Raw genomic sequence first — 12,674 nt, forward strand, 5'->3', positions numbered from 1 at the left:
TGGCTCCGCGCCACGGCTCAGGTGACGTCGTAGAACTTCTCCGTCTCCTCGACGGCGGTCTGGAACCGCTGGTCGAAGTCATCGCGAATGAGCGTCTGGACGACATAGTCCTGGACGCTCATTCCGCGTTTGGCGGCATGCTGCCGGAGCCGTTCGAGCAGCTCGTGGTCCATGCGCAGGCTGAGTACGTCGGTCCCCATGGGCATGAGCGTTGCCGCACATCCCGGCTCGGCGTGCCCGCATCCACGCCGGGATCACCCATATGAGTGATTCGAGTGAGCGATTCGACCGAACGCTCCCTTGCATGGGTGGCCGACGTCACGGGCGTCGGCGGAGCTTGAGTGCGGCTCGAGTAGTCCTTTAGCGAGAGTAATGAGTTATGCTAAATAACATGCCGGACCTCAGCCAGGGCGACGACGAAGCCGCCGTGAACGCCCTTCGATCCGCCGTGATGCGCCTGTCCCGTCGGCTCAAGCACCAGCGCGTCGACGAGTCGCTCAGCCCCACCGAGATGTCGGTGCTGGGCACCCTGGCCCGCTGCGGCCGGGCCACCCCGGGCGAGCTCGCCCGCAAGGAACACGTCCAGCCGCCCTCGATGACCCGCATCGTGGCGCTGCTGGAGGCCAAGGAACTGGTCCGGCTGGAGCCGCACCCGGACGACCGGCGTCAGAAGGTCGTCACACAGACCGAACAGGCGGAGGCGATGCTCGAAGAGAGCCGCCGCAGGCGGAACGCCTTCCTCGCCACCCTGACCGAGCAGCTCGACGAGGACGAGTGGGCGAAGCTCCGTGCCGCCGCCCCCGTGCTGGAGAAGCTCGCCCACATCTAGGAAACCCAGTAGCCGTCGCTAGGAGGCGAACTTTGAGTACGGGATCCGGAGCAGATTCCGCCCCCGCACCTGACACCGACGACACCCCCACCGACTCCGAAGCGCCGGGCCGGACCACCCGCAAGTCCGGGATGTTCTCCTCGCTGAAGGTCAGGAACTACCGCCTGTTCTTCATCGGCCAGGTCGTCTCCAACATCGGCACCTGGATGCAGCGCATCGCCCAGGACTGGCTGGTGCTCACGCTCACCGCCTCCTCGGCCGCAGTCGGTATCACCACGGCCCTGCAGTTCCTGCCGATGCTGCTGTTCGGCCTGTACGGCGGCGTCCTGGTCGACCGCCTGCGCAAGCGCCCCACGCTGCTCGTCACCCAGTCGGCGATGGCCCTCACCTCGCTGGCGCTGGCCGCCCTCACCCTCACCGGACAGGTCGAGGTCTGGCACGTCTACGTCGCCGCCTTCGTCACCGGTCTGGCCACGGTGGTCGACAACCCCGCCCGCCAGTCCTTCGTCGCGGAACTCGTCGGCCCCGGCCAGCTGCAGAACGCGGTCAGCCTGAACTCCGCGAACTTCCAGTCCGCCCGGCTGGTCGGCCCCGCCGTCGCGGGCCTGCTGATCACCGGCGTCGGCACGGGCTGGGCGTTCTTCCTCAACGGCGTGTCCTTCGTCGCGCCGATCGCCGGCCTGCTGCTGATGCGGGCCCGCGAACTGCACGCCGTCGCGCCGTCCCCGCGGGGCAAGGGGCAGCTGCGGGAAGGGCTGCGCTATGTCGCGGGCCGGCCCGAGCTGCTCTGGCCCATCGTCCTGGTGGGGTTCATCGGCACCTTCGCCTTCAACTTCCCCGTCTACCTCTCGGCCTTCGCCGGCGACGTCTTCGACGGGGGCGCGGGCGTCTACAGCCTGTTCAACACGCTGATGGCGGTCGGTTCCCTGGCCGGCGCCCTGCTCGCCGCCCGGCGCGGCACGGCCCGTCTGCGGCTGCTGATCATGGCGGCTGTGGCCTTCGGCGCACTGGAGATCGTGGCGGCCGGGGCACCCACACTGTGGCTGTTCGCCCTGCTCATGATCCCGATCGGCCTGTTCGCCATGACGGTCAACGTCACCACCAACACCAGCATCCAGATGGCCACCGACCCGGCCGTGCGCGGTCGCGTCATGGCCCTGTACATGATGGTCTTCCTCGGCGGCGCGCCCGTCGGCGCCCCGATCGTCGGCTGGATCACCGACACCTACGGTGCCCGGGTGGGCCTGGCGGTGGGCGGTGCCATCGCGGCCCTCGCCGCCGCCGTGATCGGCCTGATCCTGGCCCGCGTCGGCAACCTGCGCCTGACGGTCGGCTGGGACGGCGGGCATCCGCGGATGCGGTTCGTGCCGCGCATGTCAGGAGGCGACGGCGACGGTTCCAACGGTGCAGCGGGGGCAGTGGCGCCCGTGCCGGCGGGGGCGGTCAGTCGCGGGGGAACTCGTCGGTCTTGAGGACGAGGTCGACGACCGTCCCGGTCAGGTCGATCTCCTCGCCGAAGCCGAAGGTGACGGCACCGTGGTAGGTGCCGTCCTTCGGCAGGGTGTGCAGGTGCCACTCGCCGGTGTACGGGTCCACGATCAGGTACACGGGGACGCCGGCGGCGGCGTACGTGTCCTTCTTCGGGCCGTAGTCGTTGCCGGCGGTCTTCTTGGAGATCACCTCGGCGATGAATTCGACGTCCTCGTGACGCCGGCGTCCGTCGGCGTCCGCCTCGGATCCCTCCGCAAGAGCCACCACGTCGGACGCGAACCCATTGAGATGTCCTGGATAGTCCATGCGGACGTCGGACACCACGCGCGTGCGCGGATACTTGGCGCGCAGCTGTTCGACGATATTCAGGATGATGTCCCAGTGGGTGCGGCGTTGCGGCGTCATGAAGATGTGCCCCCCGACGATCTCGGTCTTGTATCCCTCGGGGACGGGCATCCTCTCCAGCCACTCGAACATCATGTCGAGCGTGAGTTCGCCAGTGCTCTCGGCCATCTCGATCCTGTCTGCGAGGACGGTCATCGTGGCGCTCCTCCCCGGCCGCGCTCCGGACGAGTGCGGCCGCGCGGTACAACGATACGCACGGTGACCAGGACACGTGCGGACGTACACACGTTCCACGGGAGACTGGACACATGAGACTCTTCGCCGCCGTGCTGCCCCCCGAGGACGTGTCCCGTGAGCTTGCCGTCGAGGTCGAGGCGTTGCGGGGGCTGCCCGGTGCGGAAGGGCTGCGCTGGACGGGCCGTCCCGGCTGGCACCTCACGCTCGCTTTCTACGGCGAGGTCGACGACGGTCTCGTACCCGGGCTGACGGAGCGCCTGGAGCGGGGGGCGGACCGGACCGAGCCCTTCGGGCTGGCCCTGAGCGGTGGCGGCCAGTTCGGGCACGGGAGGGCGTTGTGGGCCGGGGTCGACGGTGACCTGCGGACCCTGCGCCTGCTCGCCGAGCGCGCCGAGGCGGCGGGGCGGAAGGCGGGCGTGGAGAGGGGGGAACACCGCCGCTACAAGGCCCACCTGTCGCTGGCCCGCAGCGGCACCGGCGTCGACACGCAGCCGTACCTGCGGGCGCTGGCCGGGTTCCGCAGCCGCGCCTGGACCGTGGGCGAGCTCGCGCTGGTGCGCAGCCACCTGCCGAGGTCGGGCGTGCCGGGCGAGCAGCCCCGTTACGAGGTGGTCGCCCGCTGCCCGCTCGGGGCGGCCGGTTAGGCTCGATGGCGTGGACCCGAAAACCCGGAACCGGATCATGGCCGGTGCGCTCGTACTGATGTTCGTTGTGGTGGCGCTGGCATCGGCGCTCGGCTAGCCGAGACGCCACTACCGGCCTGCGCTGACGCCGGCCCGCTCCGGCGCCCGTCGTGCCCGGCGCCGGAGCCGGCCGTTCCCTGCCGGCGGACCGTTCCCTACCAGGCGAAGGCCTCCGGGGACGGCCCCGGGCCCGGGAAGATCTCGTCCAGCGAGGCCAGCAGTTCCTCGCTCAGTTCCAGCTCGACCGCCCGCAGCGCCGACGCCAGCTGCTCGGCGGTGCGCGGACCGACGATCGGGCCGGTCACCCCGGGCCGGGTGAGCAGCCAGGCCAGCGCGGCCTCGCCGGGCTCGATGCCGTGCTTGTCGAGCAGGTCCTCGTACGCCTGGATCCGCGCGCGGCCGGCCGGGTCGGCGAGGGTGTCGGCGGCCCGCCCGGAGGCCCGGCGCCCGCCCTGGACCTCCTTCCTGATCACACCGCCCAGCAGTCCGCCGTGCAGCGGCGACCAGGGGATGACCCCGAGCCCGTAGTCCCGCGCGGCCGGGATGACCTCCATCTCGGCGCGGCGCTCGGCGAGGTTGTAGAGGCACTGCTCGCTGACCAGGCCGATGGTCCCGCCGCGCCGGGCCGCGGTCTCGTTCGCCTGGGCGATCTTGTACCCGGGGAAGTTGGACGACCCCGCGTAGAGGATCTTGCCCTGCTGGACCAGGACGTCGACGGCCTGCCAGATCTCGTCGAACGACGTGCTGCGGTCGATGTGGTGGAACTGGTACAGGTCGATGTGGTCGGTCCGCAGCCGCTTCAGCGAGGCGTCCACGGCCCGCCGGATGTTCAGGGCGGACAGTTTGTCGTGGTTGGGCCACGCCTCGCCGTCGGCGCCCATGTTCCCGTACACCTTGGTGGCGAGCACGACCTTGTCGCGCCGCTCGCCGCCCTGGGCGAACCAGTTGCCGATGATCTCCTCGGTACGGCCCTTGTTCTCGCCCCAGCCGTACACGTTGGCGGTGTCGAAGAGGTTGATCCCGGCGTCCAGCGCCGCGTCCATGATGGCGTGGCTGTCGGCCTCGTCGGTCTGCGGACCGAAGTTCATCGTCCCGAGGACGAGCCGGCCGACCTTCAGTCCCGTGCGTCCGAGCTGTGTGTACTTCATGCTTCCCAAGCCAACGGCCTGGAGTGCGCTCCAGGCAAGCGGGCACGGGATCGGCCGCGGGGAAGGCCGACGGTCGCGACCGTCCGGTCCGCCAGCGCGTCGGTCAGGACAAGGGGATCGCCGAAGCCCACCTCCGTCCGCGTGACGCAAGGCGGCGCGTCGAAGAACTGCCGTCCACAGCCGATGTGTTGCTGTGTCGCGATGGCGTTACGGCGGTGTTCTGAAGGGAAGACGGGCGTGACCTGCGGGCTTTGGGGCTCGTCATAGTCGGCACAGGGCGGAAACCGGCGGACACGCCGCCGGCACCCTCCTGCCGCCCCACCCTCGGAAGGAACCTCCCATGATGAACCGCCACCTGCGCAAGGCCCTCGTCGTCACCGCCGCGGTCACCGCCGGTCTGCTGATGACCGCGTGCCAGAACGACGACGTCGACGACAGCGCGTCCGCCGCGTCCCCCGCGCCCGCCGCGTCCGCCGCGGGCGCGGATGCCTCGGCTTCCGGGACCGCGAAGGGCGTCAGCGGCTCGTTCACGAACGGGGAGGTCACCTACCTCGCCCCGGGCAAGTACATCGTGTCCGTGCCGGGCAAGACCGACCAGCAGTTCTTCGTCGCCGAGGACACCGAGATCTGGGGCTACGGCAACATCTGCGGCACCACGGACACGGGTGAGGGCGGCGAGGGCGGCATCGAGTGCACCGAGGCCGAACTGGAGACGGCTGCCAAGAAGGGAGCCGTGAGCGCCGACGTGGAGATGAAGAACGGTGTCGCGGCCTCGGTGACCGACCGGCCTGCCGGTGAACAGCCCGGTTCCGCCGAGGGCGTCGCCGAGGGCGAGGGCGTCGACGGAACCTGGTTCGGCAACGTCTCCTACCTGGCGCCGGGCAAGTACACGGTCTCCGACATGAAGGGCACCGAGCAGGCGTTCTTCGTCTCCGAGGAGACCGAGATCTGGGGCGCCGGCGACATCTGCGGTGACGCGGAGGGGCAGAGCGCCACCGAGTGCACCGAGGCCGAACTCGAGCAGGCGGCCAAGAAGGGCGTCGGAGCCGAGGTCACCGTCAGCAACGGCATCGCGACCAGGATCACCGAGGACCACTGAGCCGCGGACCGACCGCAGGACAGGACGTCCCGGGCAGGACGTCCCAGGCAGGACGTCCCAGGGCCGAACGCCGCAGGCCGAACGCCCCGAAGACGGCCTCCGGAGTCACCCGGATCCACCCGGAGGCGCCTGGTTCCACCTTGGTTCCACCCGGATCCAGCTGGAACCACCCGGGCCGACCTGGATCCACCCCCGATCCACCCGGATCGGTCCCGGTCCACCTGGGACCGCCCGGGGCAACCCGGAACCACCGGGAATCTCCCGGTCCTTCCGGCCCTTCGGAGCGAGCCCCTACGCCGCCTCGTAGGGCCCGCCCAGCTCCCAGCCCCGGTACAGCGCTTCCGCGAAGGCTTCCGCGATTTTGTGTTCGCCGTCCGCGTTGGGATGGGTGCCGTCGTAGGTGTCGGTGTGGATGTCGTACGCCGGCGGAAGCGCGGCCAGGAGGACGGGGGAGTCCGGGGTGTCCAGGTCGACGGCCGTCTTCGCCAGGAGGTCGTTGAAGCGGGCGACCTGGGCGGCGAAGTCCGGGTCGGCCTCCGCGCGGATGTTGGGTATCACCGGGAGCACGACCAGACGCACGCGCCGGTTGGCCGCGCGTGCCGCCGCGACGAAGGCGCGGACGTTGTCCGCGGTCTGGTCGGGGTTCGTGTAGAAGCCGAGGTCGATCAGGCCCAGGGAGACCAGGAGCACGTCGGCGCGCAGGGTCCGGACGGTCTCGCCGATCAGCGGCACCATGTGGTGCCAGCCCTCGCCCCAGCCGGCCAGGTGCCCGCGCGGGAAGTCCGGGTCGGCGTAGGCGTACGAGGTGGGGGAGTCCGTCTGCGGGTCGTGCAGCGTCTCGCGCGGACCGACGAGGGTGAAGGGACCGCCGTACTCCGCGCACAGGTGCTGCCACAGCCGGTAGCGCCAGGTGTGTTCACCCGCGCTCCCGATGGTCATCGAGTCGCCGACGGGCATGAACCTGAGCATCCGGTCATCATCGTCGATCCGCTCCGCCACCGCGATGTGAGCCCGACCACCCGCCGTGAACTGCCCGGTGTGATGGCACTCTTGGGGCATGCGCCGACCCCTCGCCCCGCTCGCCGCGGCCGTCACCGCCGCCGCCCTGTTCGCCGCTCCGGTCCTGCTCGTGGGCGCGCTCGGTGCGCCCGCCGCGGCCGCCGACGGCGACGACGCGGGTGCCGGGAACGACTCCTTCACGATCCAGGACCCGCGGATCACCGAGTCCAGCGGGCTCGCCGCCTCCCGGCTCCACCCGGGCGTCTACTGGACCCACAACGACAGCGACGACGGCCCCCACCTCTACGCCGTCGACAGCGCGACCGGCGAGACCGTCGCCCGGGTGACCCTCGCCGGAATCGGCACCCCCCGGGACGTCGAGGCGATCTCCGTCGGGCCGGACGACCGGATCTTCGTCGGGGACATCGGCGACAACCTCGGCGGCACCTGGCCGCACGTGTGGATCTACGAGCTGCCCGAGCCGAAGGAACTGCGGGACCAGACCGTGCGGGCCACGCAGTACGTCGTGACGTACTCCGACGGGGCCCGCGACGCCGAGTCCCTCGTCGTGCACCCGAAGACCGGGCGCGTCTACCTCGTCGACAAGAAGGAGGAGGGCGGACACCTCTACGAGGGGCCCGCCGAACTCTCCGCCTCGGGCGGCAATGTCTTCCGGCCGATCGCCCCCGTCGACCTGTGGGCCACCGACGCCGCCTTCTCGCCCGACGGCCGGCAGCTCGCCGTACGGTCGTACTTCGGCGGCATCCAGTACGCGTGGGACGACGCGACGGACGGGAAGATCAAGCGCGAGGGGCGGCTCAGCGTGCCGCTCGCGGGGCAGGGCGAGTCCGTCAGCTACTCGGCCGACGGCTCCCGGCTGATGTACGGGAGCGAGGGCGAGCAGAGCCCGGTCGAGTCCCGGGAGGTGCCCGGGGGCGGCGCCGGTGGTGAGGACGGTGGGTCGTCCGCGGGCGGCGGCTCGGCCGCCGGGGAGGACGGGGACGGCGCCGGTGGTGACGGCCTCAAGGTCGGGGTGATCGGCGTGCTCGTCGTGGGGGCCGCCCTGCTCGGGCTACGCCGGCTGTTCCGGCGGAGCTGAGCGGTCCGGCCCGGCTGAGCGGTCCGGCCCGGTTGCGGGGGCGGACGGCGGGGTGGACGCCGGGGTGGACGACGGAACGGTTTCCGCGGCGCGGGCGGTCACGAACACCTCCAGGCCGTCCAGGATGCGTTGCAGTCCGAACTCGAAGTGGTCGAAGTCGAAGCTGAAAGTGTCTTCGGCGAGGGAGGCCAGGACGGGGTAGCGCCCGCTGAGAATGGCCTTCTCCAGGGCCGGCTGCTGGGCCTCCCAGAACTCGGCGTCCGTGAGTCCGGAGGTGCGCTCGGCCTCCTGCTGGTAGAGCTGGGTGCGGGCCGCGCCGACGACGTACCCCTCGATCGCGGTGATCGCCGACAGCAGTTCGGGGTCGGACAGGCCCATCGGCCTGATCCGGGACATCACCTTCTCCAGGCCGTCGAGCGCGCTCGGGCCGAGGATCGGGCGGGTCTGGTTGACCTCCAGCAGCCAGGGGTGGCGGCGGTACAGGGCGAGCGTGGCGCGGCCCAGGACCTCCAGGGTCGAGCGCCAGTGGCCGTCGCCGAAGCCGGCGGGGTCCTCGGAGGTGCGCTGGACGTGGTCCAGCATCAGGTCGAGCAGCTCGGCCTTGCCGGGCACGTAGCGGTACAGGGACATCGTGCCGGTGCCGAGTTCCGCGGCGATCCGGCGCATCGAGAGCGCGCCGAGCCCCTCCCGGTCCGCGAGTTCGACGGCGGCCTCCACGACCCGCTCCAGCGTCAGGCCCGGTTTCGGCCCGCGGCTCGGCCGCCGGCCCGTGCCCCACAACAGGTCGAGGGTGCGGGTGATGTCACCGCTCCCGCTCGTCTCCCTGCCGCTGGTCTGCCCACCGCTCGTCATGGGGTCAGTCTAGATCCGCGCGAAAAAACTGGGTACGGCGTACGCGAAATCGGGTACGGTGTACCCAGTTACGTGGAAGGGGGACCCATGAACGAAGGCCATGACAAGGGCGAAGGGCCCGGCAACGGCTACGGCGGGGACGACGACTACGCGGTGAGGGCCGAGGGGCTGGACAAGCGCTACGGCGAGAAGCGCGCCCTCGACGGCTTCGGCCTCGCCGTCCGTACGGGCACCGTGCACGGCCTGCTGGGGCCGAACGGCGCCGGGAAGACCACCGCCGTGCGCATCCTGTCGACGCTGGTCCGGTTGGACGGGGGACGGGCCACGGTGGCCGGTCTCGACGTCTCCCGGCAGGCGCGCGAGGTGCGGGCGAGGATCGGGCTCACGGGGCAGTACGCGGCCGTGGACGAGGTGCTCACGGGGCGGCAGAACCTCGAGATGTTCGGGCGGCTGTTCCACCTGGGCGGGAAGCGGGCCCGGCTGCGGGCCGCCGAACTGCTGGAGCGGTTCGACCTGAGCGCCGCCGCCGACAAGGGCGTCGGCGACTACAGCGGAGGGATGCGGCGGCGCCTGGACCTCGCCGCCTCCATGATCCTCGCGCCGGCCGTGCTCTTCCTGGACGAGCCGACGACGGGGCTCGACCCCCGCAGCCGGAACGAAGTCTGGGACTCGGTGAGGGCGTTGGTCGCGGACGGTACGACCGTGCTGCTGACCACGCAGTACCTGGAGGAGGCCGACAAGCTGGCCTCTCGCATCACCGTCATGGACCAGGGCCGGGCCATCGCGGACGACACCCCGGACGGGCTGAAGAACCTCGTCGGCGGCGACCGCATCGAGGTCGTCGTCGCCGAACGGGCCGACATTCCGCGCGTGGTGAAGGTGGTGGCCCGGGTCGCCGACGGCGAACCGGAGTCGGACGAGAACGAGTCGCGCGTGCACGCCCCGGTGACGGACCGGGTGGCCGCGCTGACCGAGGTGGCGCGCACCCTCCAGGACGAGGGGGTCCGGGTCGAGGACATCGGGCTGCGCAGGCCCAGCCTCGACGACGTGTTCCTGCGCCTCACCGGCCACCGCACCACCGCATCCGCCACCGACCACGCCGCCCCGGGCGGCAAGGAGGCCGCCGCGTGAACACCGTCGACCTGGCCACCGACCGGGGGACCGGTTCCCCCGCCGATCCGGCCGCCGCACCCGTCACGCACGGCCGCGCGTACTGGGCGCTCGCCGACTGCTGGAACATCGTCCGCCGCGGCCTGACCCACTACCGGCGCCAACCCGTCAACATCGCCTGGCAGCTGGGCTTCCCGATCCTGTCGGTGCTGCTCTACGGCTATGTCTTCGGCAGCGCGATGACGGTGCCGGGCGGTGGGGACTACAAGGACTTCCTGATGCCCGGGATGTTCGTGATGACGATGGCGTTCGGCTTCATCAACACCGCGACCATCGTGGTGTACGACGCCACCAAGGGCGTGATCGACCGGTTCCGCTCGATGCCGATGGCGCCGTCCGCGGTGGTGGCCGGACGCGGGGTGACCGATCTGGTCGTCGCCTGCGCCGAGTTGGGGATCCTCGTGCTCACCGCGCTGGCCATGGGCTGGCGGCCGGACGGCGGCTGGGGCTTCCTCGCGGCGTTCGGCCTGCTGCTGTGGCTGCGGTTCGCACTCATCTGGCTCGGGGTCTGGCTCGGGCTCCTGGTGCCCAACCCGGAGGCGGCGGGCGGGCTGTTCGCGGTCGCCTTCCCGCTGACGATGATCTCCAGCATCTTCGTGGCCCCGCAGCTCATGCCCGACTGGCTGGGCTGGGTAGCCGCCTGGAACCCGATCTCGTCCACGGCCGCGGCCACCCGTGAGCTGTTCGGTACGCCGGTCGGCGGCGGCGACTCCTGGGTGGAGCAGCACGCGCTGCTGATGGCGGGGGTGTGGCCGCTCGTTCTGACGGCGGTCTTCCTGCCGCTCGCGGTACGGAGGTTCCAGCGGCTGAGCAGGTGAGCCGCTGACGCGGTGAGGCCCCGGGGGAGGGCGGGGGCCGGGGAGGGGGCGGACGGCGTCCGGGGTGTGAATGCCGTCCGCCTCCTTGACGTGTCCATGTGACATGGCTTGCATGGAGGGCGCGGGGTAGTGGGAGCGCTCCCACTCGTTCCGGGCCCGCCCTCCGAGAGGAAGCAGCGACATGTTCCGCAGCTTGCGAAGAGCGCTGTGCGTGGCCGTGGCGGCGTTCCTGTTACCGCTGGCGGGTGTTCAGCCGGCCGGTGCGGCGGAGCCGGGCGACGGCACGGCCGGGGCGACGGCCGGTACCGCGACACCCCGTGCGGCGGCGGCCGGCGAAGGGTACTGGCACACCAGCGGCCGGCGGATCCTGGACGCGTCCGGGCAGCCCGTGCGGATCGCCGGCATCAACTGGTTCGGCTTCGAGACCGACGTCCGTGTGGCCCACGGCCTGTGGGCCCGCGACTACAAGGGCATGCTCGACCAGATCAAGTCCCTCGGCTACAACACCGTCCGCGTCCCCTACAGCGACGACATCCTCAAGCCGGGCGCCGTGCCCGACAGCATCGACACCGACGGCATCAACACCGACCTGCGGGGCCTGACGTCGCTCCAGGTGCTGGACCGGATCGTGGCGCACGCGGGGCGGACGGGCCTGAAGATCGTGCTCGACCGGCACCGTCCCGACGCGGCCGCGCAGTCCGCGCTCTGGTACACCGGCGCGGTTCCCGAGTCGACGTGGATCACCAACCTCAAGGCCCTCGCGTCCCGTTACCTGGGCGACTCGACCGTCATCGGCATCGACCTGCACAACGAGCCCCGCGACCCCGCCTGCTGGGGCTGCGGCGACACGGCACGGGACTGGCGGCTGGCCGCCGAACGGGCCGGCAACGCGGTGCTGTCCGTCAACCCCGACCTGCTGGTCTTCGTCGAGGGCGTGCAGTCGCACAACGGGGTCAACGGCTGGTGGGGCGGCAACCTGATGGGCGTCGCCGAGCACCCGGTCCGCCTGGACGTGCCGGGCCGGCTCGTCTACTCCGCGCACGACTACGCCACCAGCGTGGCCCGGCAGCCCTGGTTCGACGACCCGTCCTTCCCCGCCAACATGTCGGGCATCTGGGACAAGTACTGGGGCTACGTCTTCAAGCAGGACATCGCCCCGGTCTGGCTCGGCGAGTTCGGTACGACGCTGCAGTCGGGCGTGGACCAGCGGTGGCTGTCCGCGCTGGTGTCGTACCTGCGGTCGACCTCGCAGCACGGGGCCGACAGCTTCCACTGGACCTTCTGGTCCTGGAACCCCAACTCCGGTGACACCGGCGGCATCCTGAAGGACGACTGGACGACCGTGGACACGGTGAAGGACGGGTACCTCGCGGACATCAAGGCCCCGGGGTTCGCGGCGGGCGACCCCGGCGGACCGGGCGACCCGGGCGATCCGGGCGATCCCGGTGACACCCCCGAGTGTGCCGCCGCCTACACCGTCAGCAGCGACTGGGGCGGCGGCTTCAACGCCGACGTGAAGGTCACCAACACCGGGACCGTGCCGCTGACCTCCTGGAAGGTGACGTGGACCTGGAGCGGGACCCAGCGCGTCACCAGCATGTGGAACGCCTCGTACACCCAGTCCGGGGCGACGGTCACCGCCGTCAACGCCGGGCACAACGGAGCGCTCCCGGCGGGCGGTTCGGCGAGCTTCGGCTTCGGAGGAGCACCCGGGGGCGGGAGCGTGCCACAGGTGAGCTGCACGGCGACGTGAGCGACACGTGAGGAGGGGGCCCGGCGCGCAGCTGCGCGCCGGGCCCCCTCCGGCGTCGGCGTCGCACGACTCGTGCCACCGGGGGCGAACCCCGGCCCGCCTCCGCCCCGCTGCCGTGTGCGACTTCCACGCGGGCCGAGCCCGGGCCGTC

13 protein-coding genes are annotated in these 12,674 nt (G+C 71.3%); 8 read left to right on the forward strand and 5 right to left on the reverse strand.

Translation table 11 applies throughout. The features are described 5' to 3' along the window. Positions 1–17: 17 nt before the first annotated feature. Positions 18–200, reverse strand: coding sequence for a ribbon-helix-helix protein, CopG family (locus tag ACIF80_RS09960; protein WP_055573657.1), 183 nt, complete (start codon positions 198–200; stop codon positions 18–20). A 191-nt stretch (positions 201–391) separates the two neighbouring features. On the opposite strand from ACIF80_RS09960, the gene ACIF80_RS09965 reads away from it, so the two are divergent. Together ACIF80_RS09965 and ACIF80_RS09970 are read left to right on the forward strand one after the other, a co-directional pair. Continuing rightward, positions 392–829: a MarR family winged helix-turn-helix transcriptional regulator gene (locus tag ACIF80_RS09965; protein ID WP_055596679.1), complete on the forward strand. Its 438-nt coding sequence runs from the start codon at positions 392–394 to the stop codon at positions 827–829. 32 nt (positions 830–861) lie between these two features. Next, complete coding sequence (locus tag ACIF80_RS09970; protein ID WP_399801759.1) at positions 862–2,301, forward strand: MFS transporter; 1,440 nt, start codon at positions 862–864, stop codon at positions 2,299–2,301. On the opposite strand, the gene ACIF80_RS09975 is transcribed toward ACIF80_RS09970, so the two are convergent. Beyond that, positions 2,273–2,860: a Uma2 family endonuclease gene (locus tag ACIF80_RS09975; RefSeq protein WP_399801761.1), complete on the reverse strand. Its 588-nt coding sequence runs from the start codon at positions 2,858–2,860 to the stop codon at positions 2,273–2,275. The two genes, ACIF80_RS09970 and ACIF80_RS09975, sit on opposite strands and share 29 nt — an antisense overlap. A 113-nt stretch (positions 2,861–2,973) precedes the next feature. Between ACIF80_RS09975 and thpR the strand changes: the two genes are divergently transcribed. After that, the gene (gene thpR / locus ACIF80_RS09980) at positions 2,974–3,546 is read left to right on the forward strand and encodes an RNA 2',3'-cyclic phosphodiesterase (RefSeq protein WP_399801764.1); all 573 of its coding nucleotides are present in this window, start codon (positions 2,974–2,976) and stop codon (positions 3,544–3,546) included. Positions 3,547–3,740: 194 nt separating this feature from the next. Here thpR and ACIF80_RS09985 read toward each other — a convergent pair whose 3' ends face one another. Then, a complete protein-coding gene (locus ACIF80_RS09985; RefSeq protein WP_399801767.1) occupies positions 3,741–4,733 on the reverse strand; it encodes an aldo/keto reductase in 993 nt (330 codons plus the stop codon). A 340-nt stretch (positions 4,734–5,073) separates the two neighbouring features. On the opposite strand from ACIF80_RS09985, the gene ACIF80_RS09990 reads away from it, so the two are divergent. After that, the gene (locus ACIF80_RS09990; RefSeq protein ID WP_399801769.1) at positions 5,074–5,832 is read left to right on the forward strand and encodes a hypothetical protein; all 759 of its coding nucleotides are present in this window, start codon (positions 5,074–5,076) and stop codon (positions 5,830–5,832) included. 291 nt (positions 5,833–6,123) lie between these two features. On the opposite strand, the gene ACIF80_RS09995 is transcribed toward ACIF80_RS09990, so the two are convergent. Next, entirely contained in the window at positions 6,124–6,801 is a 678-nt protein-coding gene (locus ACIF80_RS09995) for a GDSL-type esterase/lipase family protein (RefSeq protein ID WP_399801772.1), read from the reverse strand. A gap of 88 nt (positions 6,802–6,889) precedes the next feature. Here ACIF80_RS09995 and ACIF80_RS10000 point away from each other — a divergent pair, with 88 nt between their 5' ends. Then, positions 6,890–7,930, forward strand: a complete 1,041-nt coding sequence (locus ACIF80_RS10000) for a WD40 repeat domain-containing protein (protein ID WP_399801774.1) — start codon at positions 6,890–6,892, stop codon at positions 7,928–7,930. Here ACIF80_RS10000 and ACIF80_RS10005 read toward each other — a convergent pair. Next, positions 7,904–8,782 (reverse strand): TetR/AcrR family transcriptional regulator, encoded by an 879-nt coding sequence (locus ACIF80_RS10005; protein WP_399801775.1) that lies wholly within the window; start codon positions 8,780–8,782, stop codon positions 7,904–7,906. The genes ACIF80_RS10000 and ACIF80_RS10005 overlap by 27 nt on opposite strands. 87 nt (positions 8,783–8,869) lie before the next feature. Between ACIF80_RS10005 and ACIF80_RS10010 the strand changes: the two genes are divergently transcribed. The 3 genes from ACIF80_RS10010 to ACIF80_RS10020 all read left to right on the forward strand — a co-directional run bounded on the left by ACIF80_RS10010 (position 8,870) and on the right by ACIF80_RS10020 (position 12,523). Beyond that, entirely contained in the window at positions 8,870–9,913 is a 1,044-nt protein-coding gene (locus ACIF80_RS10010) for an ATP-binding cassette domain-containing protein (RefSeq protein ID WP_399801778.1), read from the forward strand. A gap of 11 nt (positions 9,914–9,924) precedes the next feature. Further along, on the forward strand, positions 9,925–10,770 hold the full coding sequence (locus tag ACIF80_RS10015) for an ABC transporter permease (RefSeq protein WP_399802614.1): 846 nt from the start codon (positions 9,925–9,927) through the stop codon (positions 10,768–10,770). A gap of 181 nt (positions 10,771–10,951) precedes the next feature. Further along, positions 10,952–12,523 (forward strand): cellulase family glycosylhydrolase, encoded by a 1,572-nt coding sequence (locus ACIF80_RS10020; protein ID WP_399801780.1) that lies wholly within the window; start codon positions 10,952–10,954, stop codon positions 12,521–12,523. The last annotated feature ends 151 nt before the right edge of the window (positions 12,524–12,674 follow it).

This window comes from Streptomyces sp. NPDC085927, assembly GCF_044540975.1.
GTDB lineage: Bacteria > Actinomycetota > Actinomycetes > Streptomycetales > Streptomycetaceae > Streptomyces > Streptomyces hirsutus.

Coding starts and splice junctions, on each gene's coding strand:
- ACIF80_RS10005 (WP_399801775.1), bottom strand. CDS start 8,782: ATGACGAGCGGTGGGCAGACCAGCGGCAGGGAGACGAGCGGGAGCGGT.
- ACIF80_RS09985 (WP_399801767.1), bottom strand. CDS start 4,733: ATGAAGTACACACAGCTCGGACGCACGGGACTGAAGGTCGGCCGGCTC.
- ACIF80_RS10000 (WP_399801774.1), top strand. CDS start 6,890: ATGCGCCGACCCCTCGCCCCGCTCGCCGCGGCCGTCACCGCCGCCGCC.
- ACIF80_RS09965 (WP_055596679.1), top strand. CDS start 392: ATGCCGGACCTCAGCCAGGGCGACGACGAAGCCGCCGTGAACGCCCTT.
- ACIF80_RS09960 (WP_055573657.1), bottom strand. CDS start 200: ATGGGGACCGACGTACTCAGCCTGCGCATGGACCACGAGCTGCTCGAA.
- thpR (WP_399801764.1), top strand. CDS start 2,974: ATGAGACTCTTCGCCGCCGTGCTGCCCCCCGAGGACGTGTCCCGTGAG.
- ACIF80_RS10010 (WP_399801778.1), top strand. CDS start 8,870: ATGAACGAAGGCCATGACAAGGGCGAAGGGCCCGGCAACGGCTACGGC.
- ACIF80_RS09975 (WP_399801761.1), bottom strand. CDS start 2,860: ATGACCGTCCTCGCAGACAGGATCGAGATGGCCGAGAGCACTGGCGAA.
- ACIF80_RS09995 (WP_399801772.1), bottom strand. CDS start 6,801: ATGCTCAGGTTCATGCCCGTCGGCGACTCGATGACCATCGGGAGCGCG.
- ACIF80_RS09990 (WP_399801769.1), top strand. CDS start 5,074: ATGATGAACCGCCACCTGCGCAAGGCCCTCGTCGTCACCGCCGCGGTC.
- ACIF80_RS10020 (WP_399801780.1), top strand. CDS start 10,952: ATGTTCCGCAGCTTGCGAAGAGCGCTGTGCGTGGCCGTGGCGGCGTTC.